Consider the following 20,808-nt stretch of genomic DNA (forward strand, 5'->3'; position numbering starts at 1 on the left):
GTGCCGGAGGGACTGGTCGAGCGCGAGGCGGAGCCGGCGCGGATCGACGCGCTGGTGGCCTCGGCACGCGACGGGGCACGCGACGGCGGCGGCCTGCTGTTGATCGAGGGCGCGCCCGGGATCGGGAAGACCCGCCTGGTCGCCGCCGCACGCGCCCGGGCCCGGGCGGCGGGTTTGGCCGTCCTGTCCGCTCGCGGCGGGGAGCTCGAACGTGACGCCTTCTGCGATGCCTGCTACGAGGTCACCGGCGGCAACCCGTTCCTGCTGCGGGAGCTCCTGGTGGCGGTGCGGTGCGAGGGCATCGGCACCGGCGGCACCGGCGTCGCCGGGGCCACCGCGGTCGGTCCGTGGGACCAGGGGGAGCTGGCCGCGGCGGTGGGTGCGGCGGGTGGACCGGGCTGCCCGGGCACGGCGGTCCGGTCGATCCCGCGAGCAGTGGGCGCGGCTGCGGCGGCTGACCGACCGGCCGTTCGCCGTGAACCACCAGATGCGACCGTTCGGCGAGGAGGCGTTCGCCGCCACGCTGGACGCCCGGGTGCCGATCGTGTCGTTCCACATGGGGGTGCCCGCCGCTCTCATCGCACGCGTCCCCGACAGCGGTGCCCTCGCCGTCCAGCAGGTGATGGACCGGCGGCGGGCGGAGGCGGCGGGCCGGGCCGGCGCCGACGTGACCATCGCCGTGGCCGCGCCGATCGGCGCATCCTGAGCTCAGGGTGCCGTCCGCCGGTCCTCTCCGGCCCGGCCGCCGTCCTCGTCCTCCGACATCCGCTCGGCCAGCTCGTCGATCACCAGGTCGTCGCGGCGCAGCGTCCCCGTGCGGTACGCCGAACGCCCGATGATCTGCGAGATCACCGGGGCGGTGATCACCTGGAACCCGATCACCAGCACCAGCGTCACGGCGCTCTCGAACTCCAGGCGTACCGCGGTGCCGAGCAGGATGAGCAGCAACCCGAGCGTCTGCGGCTTGGTGGCGGCCTGCAGCCGGGCCGGCAGGTCGGGCAACCGGACCACACCGAGCGCCCCGACCATGCAGAACAGGGCGCCGAACAGCAGCAGGACCGCCGTGACGATGTCGCCGAGGCTCACCGGTGCCGCTCCCAACGTTCGACGAGTCGTGCCGCGGTGGCCGATCCGATGAAGGTGACCAGCGCGACCGCGGCCAGCAGCGGGATGTTCGAGCTGTCCCGGTAGAACGCCACGTACACCGCCGCGGCGGCCACGATCAGCACGACGAAGACGTCGAGCGCCGCGATCCGGTCGAGCGTGCTCGGGCCACGCAGCACGCGCAGCAGCGCCAACAGGCCCGCCACGCACAGCATGATCAGCGTGATGGCGAAGACCGCGTTCATGGCTCACTCCTGACCAGCAGAGTTCGCGTCGTCACGACGTCACCAGCCCTCGGTCGCACGCCGTGAGCTCCTCCGCCGTACCGAAGGCCACGATCACCCGCCGCTGCAGGTACAGGACCATCCGGCGCACCCGCGCGACGTCGCCCGTGCCACGCAGGCCGAGCGCGTAGACGTACCAGACCCCGCGCCGCCGGTCGATCTGCAGCACGTAGCTGCCCGGGGCCAGCGAGAGCGCACCGGCCGTCATCGTGATCACCCGGTCCGATCCGGCGAGCATCGGCACCGCGATGATCCCGGCCCGGGCCCGGGGCCCGTAGCGCAGCGTCTCCCAGCTCACCTGCACCCCGGAGACGGCGAGGTCGTAGGTCAGGAAGCCGATCAGGCTCAGCAGCGGCAGCGGCCGGAACGGCAGCCGGGGTCCCGTCGACGGCATCGGGAACAGCAGCGTCACGATCACCGCGACGAGCAGGCCGCCGAGCACGATCTTCACCGAGATGGTGCCCCACAGCAGGACCCACACCACGGTCAGCCATATCACCTGCGGCCACCGGTTGGCCGCCGGGGCCGGTGTGGTCGGGACGGCACCGTCGGCTGCGCTCATGGCGTCCGCTCCTCTCCGAGCACCGCGACCTGGTAGGGCGCACGGTCGAACAGGTCCTGGCCCGCCCGCCCGGTGACCGCCGACAACGGCCCGGCCACCATGGCGATCGTCAGGCTCACCGCCACCAGTGCGCCGGTCGCGACGTACATCGGCTTCGCCGTCCGGGCGGTGCCGACGATCAGCTCGTCGGTCGGGTCGGGGTCGGTCAGCGGCGGCTTCTCCGCGCCCCAGAACACCCGGACCCAGACGCGGACCATCGCGTAGAGGGTGAGCAGGCTGGCGAGGATCACCACGCCGGCCACCAGCGACGTCTCCAGCCCCGCGCCGGCCCCGGCCTGCAACAACGCGAGCTTGGCCACGAACCCCGACGTCGGTGGTATGCCGGCGAGGGTGAGCGCGGGGACCGCGAAGAGCACGGCCAGCGCCGGGGAGGTCTTCGCGAGCCCGCCCATCGCGTCGATCGACACGGTGCCGGTCCGGCGCGTGATCAGACCGCTGACCAGGAATAGCGTCGCCTGCACCGTGATGTGGTGCACCACGTAGAGCGCGGTGCCCGCGATCCCCGCCGCGTCGAACACGGCCAGCCCGAACAACATGAACCCGATGTGACTGACCAGCAGGAACGACAGCAGCCGGTTGAGGTCGTCCTGGGCGAGCGCCCCGAGGGCTCCGATGAGCATCGTGAGGGAGGCGATGACCAGCAACAGGGTCGACGGCCCGTCCAACGGGAAGATCAACGTCTGGGTGCGCAGCAGCGCGTAGATCCCGACCTTGGTCAACAGGCCCGCGAACAGGGCGGTGACCGGCGCGGGCGCGTTCGGGTAGCTGTCGGGCAGCCAGAAGTGCAGCGGCACCATGGCCGCCTTGATGCCGAACACGACGACGGTCATCAGCGCCAGCACGGTCTGCAGGCCGGTGGGCAGCTCCCCGACGCGTTCGGCCAGATCGGCGAGGTTGACCGAGCCGGTGGCCGCGTAGACCAGCGCGATCGTCGTCAGGAACAGCAGCGACGACGTCAGGCTGATGATCACGTACGTCATCCCGGACCGGATCCGGGTCGCGCTGGTCCGCCGGGTGATCAGCACGTAGGACGCGGCCAGCATGATCTCGAACGCCACGAAGAGGGTGAACAGGTCGCCGGTCAGGTAGGCCAGCGAGACGCCGGTGGACAGCAGCAGGAAGATCGGGTGGAACGTCGTGCTCGCCGTCTCCCGGCCGTAGTCGGCGATGCGCTGGTCGATCGCGTACAACAGCACCGCGAGGGTGACCAGCGTCGAGATCAGCAGCAGCAGCGCGGCCAGCCGGTCGGCGACGAGCACGATCCCGACCGGGGCGGGCCAGCCGCCCAGCTCGGCGACCACCGGAGCCCCCTGGTCCGCCGCCACCAGCAGGACGGCCGCGACGGCGGAGACCACCGCCAGCACGACGATGCCGATCAGCCGCTGTACGAACGCCGAGCGGCTGAAGAGCACGGTCAGCGCCGCGCCGAGCATCGGCAGCAGCACCGGCAGGGTGACGAGCGCGCTCATCGGCCCACCCCCCGCCCGGAACCGGCCGGCCCGGAGGTCACCGACGGCTCGACGGGATCCCCGGACGCGGCCGCGGACCCGGGATCGTCCTCGTCCTCGCTCATGTCGTCCGAACCGGCCTCCTCGCCCATCGAGGCCTCCGGTGCGCGGCGGTGCGCGATGCGGCGGTCCTCGATGTCGTCCTGCACCTCGTCGTGCCCGACCAGCACCCACGAGCGGTAGCCGAGCGCGAGCAGGTAGGTGGTCAGCGCGAACGTGATGACGATCGCGGTCAGCGCGAGGGCCTGCGGGAGCGGGTCGGCGATCTGCTCGTCCGGCGCGGAACCGAGGATCGGGGCGCGCGCGGGTGGGCCACCGGCCAGTTGCAGGAGCAGGTTCGCGCCGTGGCCCAGGACCACGATGCCGATCAGCACGCGCATCAGCGAGCGCTGCAGCAGCAGGTAGAAGCCGACGCCGTAGAGCACCGCGACCACCACGGCCATGCTCATGTTGATCGTATTCACGAACGTTCCCCCGCCCCCTGGGCGTCGCGCTCGATACCGCTGCCCAGCGAGCGCAGCAGGTCGAGCACCACACCGATGATCAGCAGGTACACCCCGACGTCGAGGAACAGGCTGGTCACCAGGTCGACGTCGCCGACCACGGGGACCGCCACGCTGAGCTTCGCGCTGGCCAGCACCGGCGCGCCGAAGGCCGTCGGGGCCAGCGCGGTCAGCACCGCGATGCTCAGCCCCACGCCGACGAGCATCGGGGGGCGGAGGCGGATCCGGCTCCCGACGCGGGCGCCGAGGTCCGTACCGCCACCGGCGATGTAGCGCAGCACGAACGCCAGCCCGGCGACGAGCCCGCCGGAGAAGCCGCCGCCCGGCCCGTAGTGGCCGACGATCAACAGGTACAGCGAGAACACGAGCACGGTCGGGAACAGGATCCGGACCACGACCTCGAGCAGCAGCGTGCGTTCGGCGGTGGGCGGGTGCTCGCCGGGCAGCATCCATTGCCCGGACGGCTCGTCCCACTGCTTCCACGGGACCCGCTCCGGGGTGTTCGGAGAGGCGGTCACTTCGCCGCCTCCGCGGGGACACGTACGTCGGCGGTCATCGGAGTAGCTCCTCCTCGTGTTCGGGGGAACCCGAACCGCTCTTCACCTGCCCGTCCCGCCGGCGGTCGTGGCGGGTGGCGAGCACCAGGCTCGCGGTGCCGGCGGCGGCGATGAGCAGCACGGTGATCTCACCGACGGTGTCCAGGGCCCGGAAGTCGACCAGGATCGCGCTGATCACGTTCGTCGCCCCGGCCTCCGGGGCGAGCCGGACGAACTCCGCGCTCGTCGCCGGCGGGGCCTCCCGGGCGCCGCTCAGCACGACCCCCGCGATCGCCACCAGGATCCCGCCGGCCCCCGCGATCAGCGCCTTGCGTATCCGGGTCCCCGAGGACGAGGTGTTCTCGGCGAAGTGCGCGGGCAGCCGGCGCAGCACGAACACGAACGCGACCAGGGTCAGGGTCTCGACCAGGAACTGGGCCAGGGCCAGGTCCGGAGCTCCGTCGACGATGAACAGCCCGCCGATGCCGTAACCGATGGCCCCGACCAGCAGGACGGCGGTGAACCGGCGGTGGGCCCGGACCAGGGCCAGCGCGGCGATGATCACCATCAGTCCGAGGGGCAGCTGTATGAGGGAGTGGAACGGCATCTGGTCGTCGGGCCACTGCCCGCCGATCAGCAACGCCGTTCCCGGCAGCACCAGCACGGTGATCAGCAGGATCGCGAGGTAGGTCGGCAGCGAACCGACCTGCACCCGGCCGGTCACCCGCACGGCGAGGCGTTCCAGACCGGCGACGACGGCCTCGTACCCGCGCTGCGCGCTGACCGGGTGGCGCAGCCGCGTGTGCACCACGTTGACGGCGGTGCGGCGTGCATGCAGGGCGAGACCGCCGAGGACGGCGACGGCGGAGAACGCGAGGGGCAGGCCGAGCCCGTGCCAGAGCGCGAGGTGGTACCCGGCGGCGAGCGCATCGTCACCCGCCGGGTAGGCGGTGGCGTAGCCGTCGGCGAGCGCGTCGACCAGCGGGTAACCGGCGCCGAGGGCGAGCCCGCCCAGCGCGGCGATCCAGGTCGGCACGGTGAGCGCGAGCGTCGGCCGCGACACCTCACGGGCCTCGACGCCGGGTTTGGCTGCGAACGCGCCCCACAGGAACCGGGCGGTGTAGGCCGCGGTCAGCACCGAGCCGGCCAGCAACCCGAGGGCGACGGTCCAGCCACGCGTCCCGCCCTCGTGCAGGAAGGCCTCGAACGCGGCCTCCTTGCCGACGAAGCCCAGCAGCGGCGGGATCCCGGCCATCGACATTCCGGCCAGCCCGGCGACGGCCGCGAGGGCCGGTAGCTGCCGGCCCAGCCCGGAGAGCTCCCCGATGTCCCGGGTCCCGGTGATCTTGTCGATGGTGCCGACGACCATGAACAGCGGCGCCTTGAACAACCCGTGCGCCAGCAGCAACGTCAGCCCGGCCATCGCGGCGATCCGCCCGCCCGCCCCGAGCAGCACCATGAGGAAGCCGAGCTGGCTGACGGTGCCGAAGGCCAGCAGCCGCTTCAGGTCGATCTCCTGCAGGGCTCGCCAGCCACCCAGCAGCATCGTCCCCAGCCCCAGAACGACGACCGGCACCCACCACACGGCCCGGTCGGCGAAGGCCGGGGACAGCCGCGCGACGAGGTACACCCCGGCCTTCACCATCGAGGCGGCGTGCAGGTAGGCGCTGACCGGGGTCGGCGCGGCCATCGCGGCCGGCAACCACGGGTGGAACGGCAGTTGCGCCGACTTGGTCAGGGCGCCCAGCAGGATCAGGACCAGCGCCGCGGTGACCATCGCCCCGGACGGCGGCGCGGCCACGATCTGCGAGATCCGGTAGGTGCCCGCCGCCTCGCCGAGCAGGACGATGCCCATCAGCATCGACAGCCCGCCGAACACCGTCACGAGCACCGCCTGCAGCGCCGCCCGGCGGTTGGCCCGGTGCTCACCGCTCTGCCCGACGAGTAGGAACGACGCGATCGACGTCAGTTCCCAGAACACGTAGAGGGTCAGCAGGTCGTCGGCCAGGACCAGGCCGAGCATGGCGCCGGCGAAGGCCAGCAGCAGGGCGGCCGAGCGGGGGGCGTCGCGGCTCTTGCGCCCGAAGTACCCGGCGCTGTAGGCGAAGATCAATGCGCCCAGGCCGGCGACGAGGATGATCATGACGAGCCCGAGGGCGTCGAGCCGGAAGCTGAACTCCAGACCGAGCGCCGGTGCCCAGCCGGTGGTGGCCTCCAGGCCTGGACCCAGGGCTTCACGGGCGTTGGCGAGCGCCCAGATCAGGGTCGCGCCGGGCAGCACCGCGGCGACGCCGAATGCGGCTCGACGGCTGCGCGCGGAGACGACCGGGAGCAGGCCGGCCATCACGAGATGCGCGACGACGAGCGCGAGCAAACGACAACCTCCTAGGGCTCCGCCGTGGCGCCCGGCGACGATCAGCGCGCGGGCCGGCCCGCCGATCGCGGGCCGCGACCGGACTGCGCGAGCAGGCCGGCCGTCTGGCGGGGTCGGACACGGGCAAATCGGACGGGGCGGACGGCGGGGCATCCCAGCGCCGTCGCCGCCCATCCTATCGGGGGACGCCGGACGTCCGCTGTCCCACGGCCCGGATCCGATCATCCGTGTGAGAAGCCTCGCTCCGGACCGTCCGCCGGCGGCGAGCCACCGGCCCTTGGTTCAGGACTCCGGCGAGACCGGCTGAGGGACACCCGTCAGCTGCCTGACGCGCCGTCCGGCCACGGTGACCACCACCAGGCTGAGCAGCGCAAGCAGCGCCATGCCGACCAGTAGCACCGGGTACCCGGCCAGGCCGGTGAGACCAGCCAGCAGCATCGGGAATCCGAACCCGATGTAGGTGAGTCCGTAGTAGACGGCCGTCAGACCGGCCAGGTCCTCGGGCCGGGCAATCCGCTGCACCTCGAGAAGTCCCGAGACGAGCGAGATGCCGAAACCCGCGCCGAGCACGACCGAGGCGATCATCGCCAGGGCCAGCGAGCCCGACGCCGCCGTCCCGGCGGCCAGCAGCGTGCCGGTCACGACGAGGGCCAGGCCGAGGCGAAGACCGAGGGTGCGCGAGCGCCGGTCGAGCCTGCGCGCGAACGACTGGATGCCCACCCCTGCGGCGAGGGTCAGAGCGGTGAGCAGCGTCGCGAAGATCAGCCCGAAGCCCGCGGTGCGCCCGCCCAGCGCGACGGGCTGGACCGCGAAGGAGATCGACGGTGCGCCGAACGCCCAGGGAGCCGCCGGCACGACGAGGCGCAGGAACCGGCGCTGCCGTGCCGCCGGCACCGCAAGGTCCGACCACAGCGTGCCCCGCCCCGGCCCGCGGGGCACGGCCACCGCCGGCCGGGTCTCGGGCGTGCGGAGCAGCCACCCGATGGCCGGGATGGTGATCACGATGTGCACCAGGTAGGGCAGTTCCATGGGCAGCGGCGCCCACTGGGCGAGCGAACCGCCGACGGCCGGCCCGACGCCGAAGCCCGCCGACAGTGCCAGCGCGGCGCGACGGGCACCGGAGCCCTCGTCGGCAGCGGGGTCCCACGGGGGCTGCGAGAGCTCCTTGACCCACGTGCTGCCCACCGTCATCGCGACGCCGATGACCACCCCGAACAGGAACCGTCCGGTGTAGAGCGCGGCCTCGGAGATCCCGTCGACCCCGCCGAGGGCGAGCACGGCGCTCGCCGGCACGGACGCGATGACACACGGCAGCAGCAGCCGACGCCGGCCCCAGCGGTTCGAGGCCGGCCCGCCGATCAGCAGCCCGGGTGCCAGCCCGGCCACGTAGACGCCGAAGAACGCCGCGACCGTCACGGCCGTGAAGTGCGACTGCTCGCGATACATGACCATCAGCGGGCTGAACTGGTTCGCCCCGTACCCGATGGTGAACAGCACCGCCACGACCCGGACCCACGGCCGCACGTCGGCTCCTTCGTCGCCGACCGGATCAGCTGCTGCTCTTCGCCCTCTGCCGCCAGGTGGTCAGTGCCCGCTCGGTGTACCCGTTCGGCTCCGTCCGGCCCGAGAAGACCAGGTCGAGCGCGGCCTGGAACGACTCGCTGCCCTCCAGGTCCTTGCTCATCGGCCGGTACCCGGGCTCGTCGGCGTTCTGCTCGTCGACCAACGCGGCCATCCGGGCGAACGTGTCGCGCACCGTCTGCTCGTCGACCAGGCCGTGGTGCAGCCAGTTCGCGATGTGCTGGCTGGAGATCCGCAGCGTGGCGCGGTCCTCCATCAGGCCGACGCCCTCCAGGTCGGGCACGGTCGAGCAGCCGATGCCCAGCCCCACCCAGCGCACGACGTAGCCGAGGATCGCCTGCGCGTTGGTCTCCAGCTCGTGGCGCTTGTCCTCGTCGCTGAGTGCTGCGGTGGCGCTCTCGGAGAGCACCGGCACCTCGAGGAGCCTGCGGCGGTCGGTGAGCGGACGCTCGGCGAGCTCGCGCTGGCGGGCCTTCACGTCGGTGCGGTGGTAGTGCAGCGCGTGCAGGGTGGCCGCGGTCGGCGACGGCACCCAGGCGGTGTTCGCGCCGGCCTGCGGGTGTCCGCCCTTGGTCTCGAGCATCTCGGCCATCGCCGCGGGCTTGGCCCACATGCCCTTGCCGATCTGCGCGCTGCCCTCGAACCCGGCGCGCAGCGCGACGTCGACGTTGCGGTCCTCGTAGGCCTGCAGCCAGGTCGTCGACTTCATGTCGTTCTTGCGCACCACCGGGCCGGCGGCGAAGCAGGTGTGGATCTCGTCGCCGGTGCGGTCGAGGAAGCCGGTGTTGACGAAGATGACCCGGTCGGCGGCGGCCGCGATGCACGCCTCCAGGTTGACCGTGGTGCGCTTCTCCTCGTCCATGATGCCGATCTTGAGCGTCCGCGGCTCGAGCCCCAGCGCCCGCTCGACCGCTTCGAAGATCTCGACGGTGAGCCCGACCTCGTCCGGGCCGTGCTGCTTGGGCTTGACGATGTAGACGCTGCCGGCGCGCGAGTTGGAGTACCGGCCCAGCCCGCGCAGGTCGTGCAGCGCCGCGGTGGCCGTGACCAGCGCGTCGAGCAGGCCCTCACCGATCTCCTGGCCGTCGGCGGTGCGGACGGCGTTCGTGGTCATGTGGTGGCCGACGTTGCGGACCAGCAGCAGCGAGCGGCCGGGCAGGGTGAGCGGGTTGCCGCCGGCGGCGGTGTACTCGCGGTCGCCGTGCACCCGGCGCTCGATCGTCTCGCCGCCCTTGCGGAACTCGGAGACGAGCTCGCCGGTCATCAGCCCCAGCCAGGTGCGGTAGGCCTCGACCTTGTCCGGCCCGTCCACCGTGGCGACCGAGTCCTCGAGGTCGACGATCGTGGTGACCGCCGCCTCGAGCACGACGTCGGCGACCGAGGCGTGGTGCTGGCGGCCCACCCGGTGCTCCGGGTCGATGGTCAGCTCGACGTGCAGGCCGTTGCGGCGCAGCAGGATCGCGGTGCGTTCATCGCCGGTCGCCGCGCGGTGGCCGGCGAACTGTGCCGGGTCGGCGAGCGTGCTGCGTCCCGACGCGGTCTCGGCGACGAGGGCGCCGTCGGCGGCCGAGTAGGAGGTCACGTCGGCGTGGCTACCCTCGGCCAGCGGGAACAGCTCGTCGAGCAGCCGGTCGGACTCCGCGATGACCTGGGCGCCGCGTGACTCGTCGTACCCGGGGGCGAGTTCGTGGTCGAGCGGCAGCACGTCGGTGCCGTACAGCGCGTCGTAGAGCGAGCCCCAGCGGGCGTTGGCGGCGTTGAGCGCGTAACGGGGGACGGTCGCGGGGACGACCAGCTGCGGGCCGGCCACCTCGGCGATCTCCGGGTCCACGTTCGACACGTCGATCGAGGCCTCGGCCTGCGGCAGCAGGTAGCCGATCTCGGTCAGGAACGCCTGGTAGGCATCCAGGTCGCCGACACCGTGCTCGCGATGCCAGGCGTCGATGCGCTCCTGCAGCTCGTCGCGGCGGGCCAGCAGCTCGGAGATCCGGCCCGCGAAGTTCTGCTGCAGCCCGGCCAGCGCCGACCAGAAGGTCTCGGGAGCGATGTCGAGGCCGGGCAGCAGCTCGTCGGCCACGAAGGCCCGCAGCGCGGGATCGACCTGCAGCTCGCCGGTACCGGTCGCCTGATCCGTACTCACCGTGTCCACCATCCTCGCTCGACGTCCGTTCGCAAGTCTTTTCTATCAGATGGATCGTTTTTTCCGTAGTACGGAACTTTGGGGTAGCCTGGCGATGTGACGGGATCCTCATCGGCAGCCGTACCCGCTGCGACCGGCGTGCAGTCGCTGGCCCGCGGGTTCGAGCTGCTCGAGACCCTCGCCGACGCCGGTGGTGAGGCGGGGCTCTCCGAACTCGCCGAACGCACCGGACTCGCCCCGGCCACCATCCACCGGTTGGTCCGCACCCTGGTCGGGCTGGGCTACCTGCGACAGCTGCCGTCCCGTCGCTACACGCTGGGCCCCCGCCTGGTCCGCCTGGGCGACACCGCGGAACGGCTGTTCGGGCGTTGGGCCACGCCCGTGCTCGGCGACCTGGTCGGCGAGATCGGGGAGACGGCGAACCTGGCGGTCCTCGACGGCGACCACGCCGTCTACGTCGCGCAGGTGCCCTCACCGCACTCGGTGCGGATGTTCACCGAGATCGGCCGCCGGGTCCCGCTGCACTGCACCGGCGTGGGCAAGGCGCTGCTCACCACACTGCCCGACGCCGACGTGACGGCACTGCTCGGGCGCACCGGCCTGCCCGCCGTCACCGACACCACGATCACCGATCCGGTCGCGCTGCGCGCCGAGATCGCGCTGGGCCGGGAACGCGGCTACGTGATCGACGAGGGCGAGCAGGAACCCGGGGTGCGGTGTGTCGCGGCGCCCGTACCCGGCCCGCACGGGCCCGCTGCGGTGTCGGTGTCCGGGCCACAGGGCCGGGTCGACGAGGCGGCGCTGGCCCGGATCGCGCCGCTGGTCGTGGCCGCCGGGCTGCGGCTGGGCGCGATCCTGGCCGACACCTGAGGCCCGGCTAGCAGCTGGTGGGTGCGGGGAGGCCGGCGAAGCGGTCGGCGAGCCAGCTCACCGCGGCGGGCCCGCCGAGGACCGCGCCGCCCACGTGCTCGGCGCCCGGCAGCTCGGTGTACTGCACCGTCGCCCCGTGCGCGCACCAGTCGGCACGCAGGCCGCGGCCCTGCGTCGCCGGGATCAGCTCGTCGGCGCCGCCGTGGTAGACCAGCGCGGGGAACGCCGGGGCCACCGAGCCGGCGTCGTTCTCGGCCAGCCGGTCACGCACCTCGTCGCCGGCCAGCGCGTCCGGCACCGCGCTGAGTCCCTCGGCGGTGAAGGGCAGCCCCTTGGCGACGATCTCGGACACGCAGTCGTCGCGCACGTCGTCGTACAACGCCTGCCCGGCGGGGGTGAGCAGGTCACGTAGCGCGAGCTCCGGATAGGCCGCGTCGAACCCGGCCGTCGCGGCGACGATCAACCCCGTCGCCTGCGGCGAGTCAGAACCGCTGGCGAACACGGCGGCGAGATCAGCGGGCACACCCCCGGCCGCCACCCCGCGGACGTCGAGCTCGGGCGCGTACACCGCGGCCTGCTCGGCCGCGGCCGCCGCGGCGCCACCGCCCTGCGAGTACCCCCAGATCCCGACCGGCGCGTCGGCGGACAGCCCGGCCGTCGGGACGACGACCGCGGCGCGTACCGCGTCGAGCACGGCGCGCCCCTCGGAGCGAGCGACGACATAGGTGTGGTCGCCCGGCGTGCCGAGGCCCTCGTAGTCGGTCACGACCACGGCCCAGCCGCGGGCCAGCGCCTGCTGCACCAGCCCGAGCTCCTGCTCGGTACCGCTTGCGAGCTGCGCGGACGGCGCGCACTGATCACCGAGGCCGTGCGTGCCGACCGCGTAGCTCACCACCGGCCGCTCCCCCGGGCCGGTCCACTCGCCCGGCGGCAGCAGCAACGTCCCGGAGACGACGTTCGGCTCGCCGGTGGCCGAGGTCGAGCGATAGAGCAACGACCAGGCCCGGCCGGGCAGGGACACCGGCGGAGCGATGAGCGCCGGGGCCGGGTCGGCGGCGAGCAGCGCACCGGGCTGCGGGTCGTCGGCCGGGACCGCCGAGGCGGCGGGCGTGCCGGCCAGCGAGAAGGCAAGGGCGAGACCCGCGGCGATGATCAGGGTCAGCCGCAGCGATCGGCGAGGGCTCACACCCGTTCAACCCCCGGGGCGACCGGAGGTTACTGATCAGTTTCGATGAGGCCCTCACCTCCCGGAAAGCGGCACACGCTCCTCGCATCGGCGGTCGTGGCGGCGGCGACGCACGGGTACGGTCGGGTCGCATGAGCAGCGCGGACTCGGCGGACGAGGCCTCGACCCCGAGACGCGTCGCGATCGCCTGCCAGGGCGGCGGAAGCCATACGGCGTTCACTGCCGGCGTGCTCGGGCGGTTGCTGCTCGCCGAGGAGACCGCTCGGTACCCGGTGACCGGCCTGAGCGGCACCTCCGGCGGCGCGGTGTGCGCCCTGCTCGCCTGGTACGGCCTGCTCGAGAACGACCCGGACGGCCCGGCCGACCGGGCCGGCCGGGCCCGCGCCGCCCGGCTGCTGGAGCAGTTCTGGACGGACAACTCCGCGGCGGGGCCGTGGGAGCGGCTCGCCAACGCCGGGCTGATGTGGGCGAGCACCCTGCAGGACCACGGCCTGCTGCCCGTCATCAGCCCCTACGACACCCCCGTCTCGGTCACCGCACTCGAGGAGTTCCGCGGGCTGCTGCAGCGGCAGGTGGACTTCGAGCGGATCCAGGTCGACACCGCGGGGCGCCACCCTGTGCTGCTCATCGGGGCCGTCGATGTGCTCTCCGGGGAGTTCCGGACGTTCCAGAGCCGCCGGGACCGGATCACCGCCGATGCGGTGCTCGCGTCGGCGGCGATCCCGAACCTGTTCCGGGCGGTCCAGGTGGACGGTAGGACCTACTGGGACGGACTGTTCTCACAGAACCCACCCGTGCGCGAACTGGTCGACACGGCTCCGGACGAGCTCTGGGTCATCCAGATCAACCCCACTCAGCAGGACAACGAGCCGACGTCGGTCATCGACATCGCCGACCGCCGCAACGAACTGGCCGGCAACCTGTCGCTGCACCAGGAGGTGCGGTTCATCGAGAAGATCGACCAGATGCTCGCCGACGGCCGTCTCATCCCCGGCGACCGGTACAAGCAGATCGTGGTGCGGATCATCGAGCTGCCCCGGACCCCCCTGACCGAGCGCTTCGGGTCGGCGTCCAAGCTCAACCGCGACCCGGAGTTCCTCCGCGGATTGATGGCGCTCGGCCGGCGGCAGGCGGACGAGTTCCTGGCTGCACTGGCGTTCGAGCGGGCGTGGGCCGGCGGGGATCCCGACACGATGCTCGCGTCGTTCACCGACGACGCCGAGGTGGTCTCCACCGCACCGTTCCCCCTGCGGGGCGCCTTCCGTGGGCCGGAACAGGTGCGCCGGTTCGTGGAGGAACACCTCTGCGGGAGCCTCCAGGTCGATTCCACCCACAAGCAGGTCGCCCGTGACCGGGTCACCTGGCGGGTCCGGGCACGCGACGGCGACTCCGGGGCCGCGCTCGAGGGCCGCGCCGAGGCGCGGTTCCGGGACGGGAAGGTCGCCGCACTGTGGCTGGGCGGTTGAGCCCCTCGCCCCTCCCGATCACTCCCGCTCCTGCGGCCGGGTCCGCCCGGCGACGGCGACGAAGTCGGCCACCAACGGGTGCGGCGCGGTGCGCGGCCACGCCAACGTGATCGGCACCAGCGGCGCGTCGGCGACGAGCCGGTAGCGGATCGCCGGGTGGCTGTAGAGCCGTCCGGTGGACGCCGGGGTCAGCCCGACGCCCCGGCCCGCGGCGATCGCCTCCATCCACTCGTCGACGTTGCGCACCCGCACGACGGTCTCCGGGCGGCGCCCGTGTTGCCACAGGTCCAGCGTCGTCGTCCCCGACACCACGTTGATCACCACAGCCTCGGTCTCGAGATCGCGCAGCAACACCTCGTCGCGGACGGCGAGCGGGTGGTCGGCCGGTAGCGCGACGACCCGCGGCTCCTCGGCCAGGACCAGCGTGCCCAGCCGCGGATCCTCTGGATCACCGGGCAGGAACCCGACGTGGGTACGCCCGTCGGCCAGGCCGGCCACGGTGTCGTCGTAGCGGCGGATGTCGACGACGACACCCGGGTGGACCTGCTCGAACGCCCGCACGATCGGGGCGGTGTACTCCGCGGTCGACCCCCAGGTGAACCCCACCCGCAGTGCCGGCACCTCCCCGCCGGGCACGCCCACCGCCTCCTCGACGACGGCGAGCACCCGGTGCGCGTACGGCAGGAACCGGCTCCCGGCCTGCGTGAGCTGCACGGTCCGGCGGTTTCGCCACACCAGACCGGCACCGATCAGCCGCTCCAGGGCCGCGATCGTCCGGCTGAGCGCGGGCTGGGTGATCTGGAGGCGTTGCGCGGCCCGGGTGAAGTTGCGCTCCTCCGCGACCGCGACGAACGCACGCAGATGCCGGAGCTCGACGGTGCGTTCAGCCGTCATCTCCGTGATGCCTCCCGTGCATAAGAGGTGCCAGATTGGCATTTCCTCCCCACGGCCGTCGAGACATAGCTTTCCCGGCAATCCGAAACGACCTCGCGAACCAACGACGTCCCGAGGAAGGAAACGACCGACGATGGTCCAGCTCCGTGGTGTGATCCCGGCGCATCTGCTCCCGTTCACCGCCGACCTCGAGATCGACGAACCCAACCTGCGCCGGCACCTGCGCGCGCTGCTCGACATCGACGGCGTCACCGCCATCACCACCAACGCACACGCCTCCGAGGTCGCCACGCTGACCGCCGACGAACAGCGCCGCCAGCTCGACATCGTGCTCGACGAGGTCGCCGGCGCCGTCCCGGTGATCTCCGGGGTCTACCAGGACGGCACGGCCAAGGCCGCCCGCATCGCCGCCGACGCCGAGACCGCCGGCGCGGACGCGCTGCTGGTGTTCCCCTCGGTGGTGTTCGAGGGCGGCTCACAGGCCCGCCCGGAGATGGCGTTCGGGCACTACGCCCAGATCGCCGCCGCCACCAGCCTGCCGATGATCGCGTTCGTCTACCCCGCCACGTCCGGGCTACGGCTGGGCACCGACGCGATCGTGGCGATCTGCTCGCAGATCGACAACGTCGTCGCGATCAAGGAGTGGTCCAACGACATCGTGGCCTACGAGCGCAACCTGCGGGCGCTGCGCGCGCTGGACAAGCCGATCGCGGTGCTGTCCAGCTTCTCCCGCTCGCTGCTGGCCTCGTTGGTCCTGGGCGCCGACGGTGTCCTGTCCGGGCACGGCAGCGTCGTGGCCGACCTGCACGCGGAGCTGTTCGCCGCGGTGGGCAAGCAGGACCTGGCCCACGCCCGCCGGGTCTGGGACCGGATCCAGCCCTTCGCCGAGGCCTGCTACGCCGACCCGTTCCTCGACGGGCACAACCGGATGAAGGTCGCCCTCGAACTGCTGGGCCGGATCGACGCCGCGCACGTGCGACCCCCGCTGCAGGCCGTCACCGACACCGAACGCGACCGCCTGCGCGTCGCGGTGGAGCAGGCGGGGTTGGCACGTGCCTGAGACCTGCTCGCAGGGTCGAAGCGACGGCGCCGGGCTCTTCGACCCCATCGAGATCGGCGGGGTCCGGCTGCGCAACCGCACCCTGCTGCCGTCGATGACCACCCGCCTCGCCGACGACGTCGGGCACGTCACCGACGCGACGATCGCCTACTACCGGGCGCGCGCCGAGGGTGGCGTCGGCCTGGTCACCGTCGAGATGGCCTCCCCGGAGATCGCCGGCAAGCACCGCTTCCGTGAGCTGGGCATCTACGACGACACGTTCCTGCCCGGGCTGCGCCGGCTCGTCGCCGTGCTGCACGAGGCGGGAGCCGCGGCGTCGATCCAGCTCGGGCACGGTGGCAGCCGGGCCCGCGGCGCGGTCTCCGGCGTCACGCCGGTGGCGCCCTCGGCGGTGCCGACACCGGTGTTCGAGATCGAGCACGAGATCGCCGTGCCCGAGGCCATGTCGCCGGAGCGCATGCGCGAGACCATGGACGCCTACGTCGCCGCGGCGCGCCGGGCCCAGCAGGCCGGCTTCGACGTCGTCGAACTGCACGGCGCACACGGCTACCTGATCTCGCAGTTCCTGTCGCCGATGGAGAACACCCGCACCGACTCCTACGGCGGAACGCTGGCGAACCGGGCCCGGTTCGGGCTGGAGATCCTGCGCCGGATCAAGGCCGAGGTGCCCGGGCTGGCGGTGATCTTCCGGATCGGGGTGGAGGACTTCTTCCCCGGCGGTCTCACCGCCGAGGAGGGCATGCAGGTCGGGCGGTGGGCCGAGCGCGACGGCGCGGACGCGGTCAGCGTGACGGCCGGGCACTACCGGTCGCTGCCCGCCGCCGAGCGGATGATCCCGCCGATGGCCTACCCGGCCGCGACGTTCCTCGACTACGCGGCCCGGATGAAGGAGCACGTCACCGTCCCGGTGATCGGCGTCGGGCGGCTCGGTGATCCCGAGCTCGCGGCCCGGGCCGTCGCCACCGGGCAGCTCGACGTCGTCGCGCTCGGCCGCCCGCTCATCGCCGACCCGCGATGGGTGGCCAAGGCGCAGGCCGGGGAGCCGGTCCGGCGCTGCCTGGCCTGCAACCACTGCGTCACCGACATGCGCTCGGGCGCCCGGTTGTCCTGTGTGGTCAACCCGGTGACAGGGCGCGAGGCCGACTTCGCCGACGCGAGCGCACCCACGGGCCGGCGGATCGTCGTGCTCGGCGCGGGCCCGGCGGGACTGTCCTACGCCTCGCTCGTCGCCGACGGCAACGACGTCACCGTGATCGACCGGGCCGACCGCCCCGGCGGCGCGTTCCGGCTCACCGGCCTCGCGCCACGGTTCAACGACGTCGCGGCCGCCGAACCCACCTTCGCCGCCTACATCGGCGAGCTCGAGCGCGACTGCCGGCGCAAGGGCGTCCGGTTCCGGTTCGGTGCCGAGGCGACCCGTGCGGACCTGCACGACGCGGACGTCGTGGTCGTCGCGACCGGCGCGCACTACCGGCTCGGACTCGGCACGGTCGTCCCCCGGCTGCTGCACACCCGGGCCGCCCGCAGCAGCGTCGCCGCGCGGCTGTTCGCCTCGCCACGGCTGCGCGACTGGCTCTACTACCGGCTGCGAGCCGGCCGGGGTGCCGACCTGGCGCGCCGGCTCCCGATCGGCGCCTCCACCGAGGTCGTCGTGATCGGCGACGCGGCCCGGGCAGGCAAGGCCCGAGAGGCGATCACCAGCGCCTTCGACGCGGCGCTGCACCGCAGCTCCCTCCACGCACGAACCGTCTGACGAAACCCAACGAGGGGTTGTGCAATGACAGACACGTCCGTGAGCGCCCCACCGACCCCGCCGGACACCCGGCGGCAGAGCACCAAGGTCGCGTTCGCCAGCCTGATCGGCACCACCGTCGAGTGGTACGACTTCTACATCTACGGCACCGCCGCCGCGCTGGTGTTCCCCCAGCTCTTCTTCCCCGACTTCTCCCCCGGCGCCGGCCTGCTCGCCGCGCTGTCCACCTACGCCGTCGGGTTCGCCGCCCGACCCTTGGGCGGGATGGTGTTCGGACACTACGGCGACCGGGTCGGCCGCAAGAAGATGCTGGTCATCTCGCTGCTGGCGATGGGCCTGGCGACGCTGGCGATGGGCCTGGTGCCCGGCTACGCGCAGATCGGCATCCTCGCCCCGATCATCATCGTCGCGCTGCGCTTCGTACAGGGCGTCGCGGTCGGCGGCGAGTGGGGCGGCGCGGTCCTGATGGCCGTCGAGCACGCCCCGCCGGGTAAGCGCGGCTTCTACGGCTCGTGGCCGCAGATCGGCAGCGCGCTCGGGCTGGTGCTGTCCACCGCGGCGTTCTCCGCGGTCGGCGTGCTGCCCGATGACGCGTTCCTGTCCTGGGGCTGGCGGGTGCCGTTCCTGCTCAGCTCGATCCTGATCATCGTCGGTCTCGTGGTCCGGTTGCGGATCATGGAGTCGCCGGTCTTCGCCCAGCTGGAGGCCAGCGGAAGCACCGCGCGGATGCCGGTCAAGGAGGCGATCACCCGGCACGGCGGCAGCGTGCTCGGCGCGGCCGGCGCGTTCATCATCATCAACACCGTCTTCTACCTGGTCACGGTGCTCGGGCTGTCCTGGGCGACCACGCACCTGGGCGTCCCGCGCGGGGAGTTCCTCGGCGCTGTGCTCGCCGCCGCCGTGATCATGTGCTTCACCGTGCCGCTGTTCGGTGCGCTGTCGGACAAGGTCGGCAGGCGGCCGGTGTTCGCGGCCGGCGCGATCCTCGTCGCGGCCTTCGCGTTCCCGCTGTTCGCCCTGATCGAGACGATGTCGACCCCGCTGCTGTTCCTGGGCGTCATCGTGATCATGGGTCTGGGCCACCCGCTGATGTACGGGCCGCAGGCCGCGCTGTACTCCGAGATGTTCCCGCCGGAGGTCCGCTACAGCGGCGCCTCGCTGGGCTACCAGATCGGCGGCATGCTCGGCGGGCTCGTCCCGCTCGTGGCCAGCGCGTTGCTGCTGCGCTACGACAACGCGTCCTGGCCGATGGCCGCGCTGCTCGCGGCCATCGCCGTGATCAGCCTGCTGTCGCTGCTCACGATCCGCGCCCGCTACGCCGACGACCCCGCGAAGGAGACCACCGCATGAGCACACGTGTCCTCGAAGGGAAGACCGCCGCGGTCACGGGGGCGGCCCGCGGTATCGGGCAGGCGATCGCCACCGCGCTCGCCGCGGCCGGCGCCACCGTCGCCGTGATCGACAAGGACGCCGAGGGCGCCGGGACCGCCGCGGAGAAGGTCGGCGGCCCGGCCGTGGCGGCCGACCTCACCGACGCGGCCGAGGTCGAGCGGGCCCTGGCCGAGGTCGTCGACGCGATCGGCGCCCCCGACGTGTTCGTCAACAACGCCGGCATCCTGCGCGCCGGCGACCTGGTCACCTCCGCCGTCGACGACTGGGACGCCCAGTTCGCGGTCAACACCCGCGCGGCATACCTGTCGGTGCGGGCCGCGGCCGGGCACATGCGCGCCCGGGCGGGCAGCGGGTCCATCGTCGTGGTCACCTCGAACTGCGCGCGGACGCCGCGGATGGACCTCGGGGCCTACTGCGCGTCCAAGGCGGCGACCGACATGATGGCCCGCTGCCTCGCGCTGGAACTGGCGGGCGAGGGCATCCGGGTCAACACGCTGTGCCCCGGCTCGTGCGACACCGAACTGCAGCGCGAGCAGTGGCGACGCCTCGGGATCGGGCCGGAGCGCCAGATCGACGGCGACCCCGCGAAGTTCCGCACCGGGATCCCGATGGGCCGGCTCACCACCCCGCAGGACGTCGCCGATCTCGCGGTCGTGCTCGCGTCCGACGCGTCGCGGTTCGTCACCGGGCAGTCCTGGCACGTCGACGGCGGGCAGACGCTGCCGTGAACGACTTCGCAGGGAGAACGGCGCTCGTCACCGGCGGCGGCTCCGGCATCGGGCTGGCCACGGCACGACTGCTCGCCGAGCGCGGCGCGCGGGTCGCGGTCCTGGACCTCGACCCGACCGGTGTGCCCGAACCGCTCGTCGGCGTGCGCGCCGATGTCACCGACGAGGCCTCGGTGACGTCGGCGGTCGCCGAGGTGCTCGAGCGGTTCGGCGGGCTCGACGTGCTGGTGAACAACGCCGGCATCGGCGCCGCCGGCACCGTCGAGGCGAACGGGCTCGACGAGTGGTGGCGGGTGCTCGACGTCAACCTGCTCGGGCTGGTGCGGGTCACCCGGGCCGCGCTGCCCGCGCTGCGCGGCTCGGACGCGGCGGCGATCGTCAACGTCTGCTCGATCGTCGCCACGGCCGGGTTGCCGGACCGGGCGCTGTACTCCGCGAGCAAGGGCGCGGTGCTCTCGCTCACCCGCGCGATGGCCGTCGACCACGTCGGCGAGGGGATCCGGGTGAACTGCGTGAACCCCGGGACCGTCGACACGCCGTGGATCGGGCGGCTGCTCAGGGCCGCGGACGATCCCGGCGCCGAGCTCGCCGCGCTGCAGGCCCGGCAGCCGACCGGGCGGCTGGTGACGATGGACGAGGTCGCGCAGACGATCGCCTACCTCGCGAGCCCGCACGCGGCGTCCGTGACCGGTACCGATGTAGCGGTCGACGGCGGGATGTCCGGCCTGCGGGTCACGCGGCGCTGACCGATCGGCGTCCGATCAGCGGGGGCGCGCCCGGGACACGCAAGCTACGTTTGGGCCGCGA

At 72.8% G+C, this 20,808-nt stretch carries 19 protein-coding genes and 1 pseudogene; 9 read left to right on the forward strand and 11 right to left on the reverse strand.

Features of this window, described 5'->3' with window-relative positions; all coding sequences use genetic code 11:
* Nucleotides 1–213, forward strand: a pseudogene (locus HF519_RS33245) (AAA family ATPase); the annotation flags it as partial.
* A 175-nt stretch (nt 214–388) separates the two neighbouring features.
* Nucleotides 389–706 (forward strand): nitronate monooxygenase family protein, encoded by a 318-nt coding sequence (locus HF519_RS09190; protein WP_169412164.1) that lies wholly within the window; start codon nt 389–391, stop codon nt 704–706.
* Between the two features lie 2 nt (nt 707–708).
* Here HF519_RS09190 and mnhG read toward each other — a convergent pair whose 3' ends face one another.
* From mnhG to HF519_RS09235, 9 genes are all read right to left on the reverse strand, one after another.
* On the reverse strand, nt 709–1,086 hold the full coding sequence (gene mnhG, locus HF519_RS09195) for a monovalent cation/H(+) antiporter subunit G (protein ID WP_169412166.1): 378 nt from the start codon (nt 1,084–1,086) through the stop codon (nt 709–711).
* A complete protein-coding gene (locus HF519_RS09200; protein ID WP_169412168.1) occupies nt 1,083–1,349 on the reverse strand; it encodes an MrpF/PhaF family protein in 267 nt (88 codons plus the stop codon). The genes mnhG and HF519_RS09200 overlap by 4 nt, the downstream gene beginning before the upstream one ends.
* A 31-nt stretch (nt 1,350–1,380) precedes the next feature.
* Entirely contained in the window at nt 1,381–1,950 is a 570-nt protein-coding gene (locus HF519_RS09205) for a Na+/H+ antiporter subunit E (RefSeq protein WP_169412170.1), read from the reverse strand.
* On the reverse strand, nt 1,947–3,479 hold the full coding sequence (locus HF519_RS09210; protein ID WP_169412172.1) for a Na+/H+ antiporter subunit D: 1,533 nt from the start codon (nt 3,477–3,479) through the stop codon (nt 1,947–1,949). Before HF519_RS09210 ends, HF519_RS09205 begins: the two co-directional genes overlap by 4 nt.
* On the reverse strand, nt 3,476–3,967 hold the full coding sequence (locus HF519_RS09215) for a Na(+)/H(+) antiporter subunit C (RefSeq protein ID WP_169412240.1): 492 nt from the start codon (nt 3,965–3,967) through the stop codon (nt 3,476–3,478). The genes HF519_RS09210 and HF519_RS09215 overlap by 4 nt, the downstream gene beginning before the upstream one ends.
* Before the next feature lie 11 nt (nt 3,968–3,978).
* Nucleotides 3,979–4,539 carry an MnhB domain-containing protein gene (locus HF519_RS09220; protein ID WP_312860002.1) on the reverse strand — a complete coding sequence of 187 codons (561 nt, stop codon included), beginning with the start codon at nt 4,537–4,539 and terminating at the stop codon, nt 3,979–3,981.
* Between the two features lie 34 nt (nt 4,540–4,573).
* The gene (gene mbhE / locus HF519_RS09225; protein ID WP_169412174.1) at nt 4,574–6,931 is read right to left on the reverse strand and encodes a hydrogen gas-evolving membrane-bound hydrogenase subunit E; all 2,358 of its coding nucleotides are present in this window, start codon (nt 6,929–6,931) and stop codon (nt 4,574–4,576) included.
* Between the two features lie 282 nt (nt 6,932–7,213).
* Nucleotides 7,214–8,455: an MFS transporter gene (locus tag HF519_RS09230; RefSeq protein WP_169412176.1), complete on the reverse strand. Its 1,242-nt coding sequence runs from the start codon at nt 8,453–8,455 to the stop codon at nt 7,214–7,216.
* 25 nt (nt 8,456–8,480) lie between these two features.
* Nucleotides 8,481–10,652, reverse strand: a complete 2,172-nt coding sequence (locus tag HF519_RS09235) for a malate synthase G (protein WP_312860003.1) — start codon at nt 10,650–10,652, stop codon at nt 8,481–8,483.
* A gap of 96 nt (nt 10,653–10,748) precedes the next feature.
* Between HF519_RS09235 and HF519_RS09240 the strand changes: the two genes are divergently transcribed.
* Entirely contained in the window at nt 10,749–11,522 is a 774-nt protein-coding gene (locus HF519_RS09240; RefSeq protein WP_169412179.1) for an IclR family transcriptional regulator, read from the forward strand.
* A gap of 7 nt (nt 11,523–11,529) precedes the next feature.
* Here the strand turns inward: HF519_RS09240 and HF519_RS09245 are convergent, their stop codons facing one another.
* A complete protein-coding gene (locus tag HF519_RS09245; RefSeq protein ID WP_312860004.1) occupies nt 11,530–12,708 on the reverse strand; it encodes a lipase family protein in 1,179 nt (392 codons plus the stop codon).
* Between the two features lie 131 nt (nt 12,709–12,839).
* Between HF519_RS09245 and HF519_RS09250 the strand changes: the two genes are divergently transcribed.
* A complete protein-coding gene (locus HF519_RS09250; protein ID WP_169412181.1) occupies nt 12,840–14,174 on the forward strand; it encodes a patatin-like phospholipase family protein in 1,335 nt (444 codons plus the stop codon).
* A gap of 18 nt (nt 14,175–14,192) precedes the next feature.
* Here the strand turns inward: HF519_RS09250 and HF519_RS09255 are convergent, their stop codons facing one another.
* A complete protein-coding gene (locus HF519_RS09255; protein ID WP_169412183.1) occupies nt 14,193–15,068 on the reverse strand; it encodes a LysR family transcriptional regulator in 876 nt (291 codons plus the stop codon).
* A gap of 133 nt (nt 15,069–15,201) precedes the next feature.
* Between HF519_RS09255 and HF519_RS09260 the strand changes: the two genes are divergently transcribed.
* Genes HF519_RS09260 through HF519_RS09280 form a run of 5 tightly spaced genes read left to right on the forward strand, consistent with a single transcriptional unit; the run spans nt 15,202 to nt 20,747 of the window.
* A complete protein-coding gene (locus HF519_RS09260) occupies nt 15,202–16,128 on the forward strand; it encodes a dihydrodipicolinate synthase family protein (protein WP_169412185.1) in 927 nt (308 codons plus the stop codon).
* Nucleotides 16,121–17,881, forward strand: coding sequence for an oxidoreductase (locus HF519_RS32760; protein WP_169412187.1), 1,761 nt, complete (start codon nt 16,121–16,123; stop codon nt 17,879–17,881). The genes HF519_RS09260 and HF519_RS32760 overlap by 8 nt, the downstream gene beginning before the upstream one ends.
* A 39-nt stretch (nt 17,882–17,920) precedes the next feature.
* Complete coding sequence (locus HF519_RS09270) at nt 17,921–19,231, forward strand: MFS transporter (RefSeq protein ID WP_312860005.1); 1,311 nt, start codon at nt 17,921–17,923, stop codon at nt 19,229–19,231.
* Nucleotides 19,228–20,001 carry an SDR family oxidoreductase gene (locus HF519_RS09275; RefSeq protein ID WP_169412191.1) on the forward strand — a complete coding sequence of 258 codons (774 nt, stop codon included), beginning with the start codon at nt 19,228–19,230 and terminating at the stop codon, nt 19,999–20,001. Before HF519_RS09270 ends, HF519_RS09275 begins: the two co-directional genes overlap by 4 nt.
* Nucleotides 19,998–20,747 (forward strand): SDR family NAD(P)-dependent oxidoreductase, encoded by a 750-nt coding sequence (locus HF519_RS09280; RefSeq protein WP_169412193.1) that lies wholly within the window; start codon nt 19,998–20,000, stop codon nt 20,745–20,747. Before HF519_RS09275 ends, HF519_RS09280 begins: the two co-directional genes overlap by 4 nt.
* Nucleotides 20,748–20,808: the final 61 nt, after the last annotated feature.

Source organism: Pseudonocardia bannensis, from assembly GCF_012911875.1.
GTDB lineage: Bacteria > Actinomycetota > Actinomycetes > Mycobacteriales > Pseudonocardiaceae > Pseudonocardia > Pseudonocardia bannensis.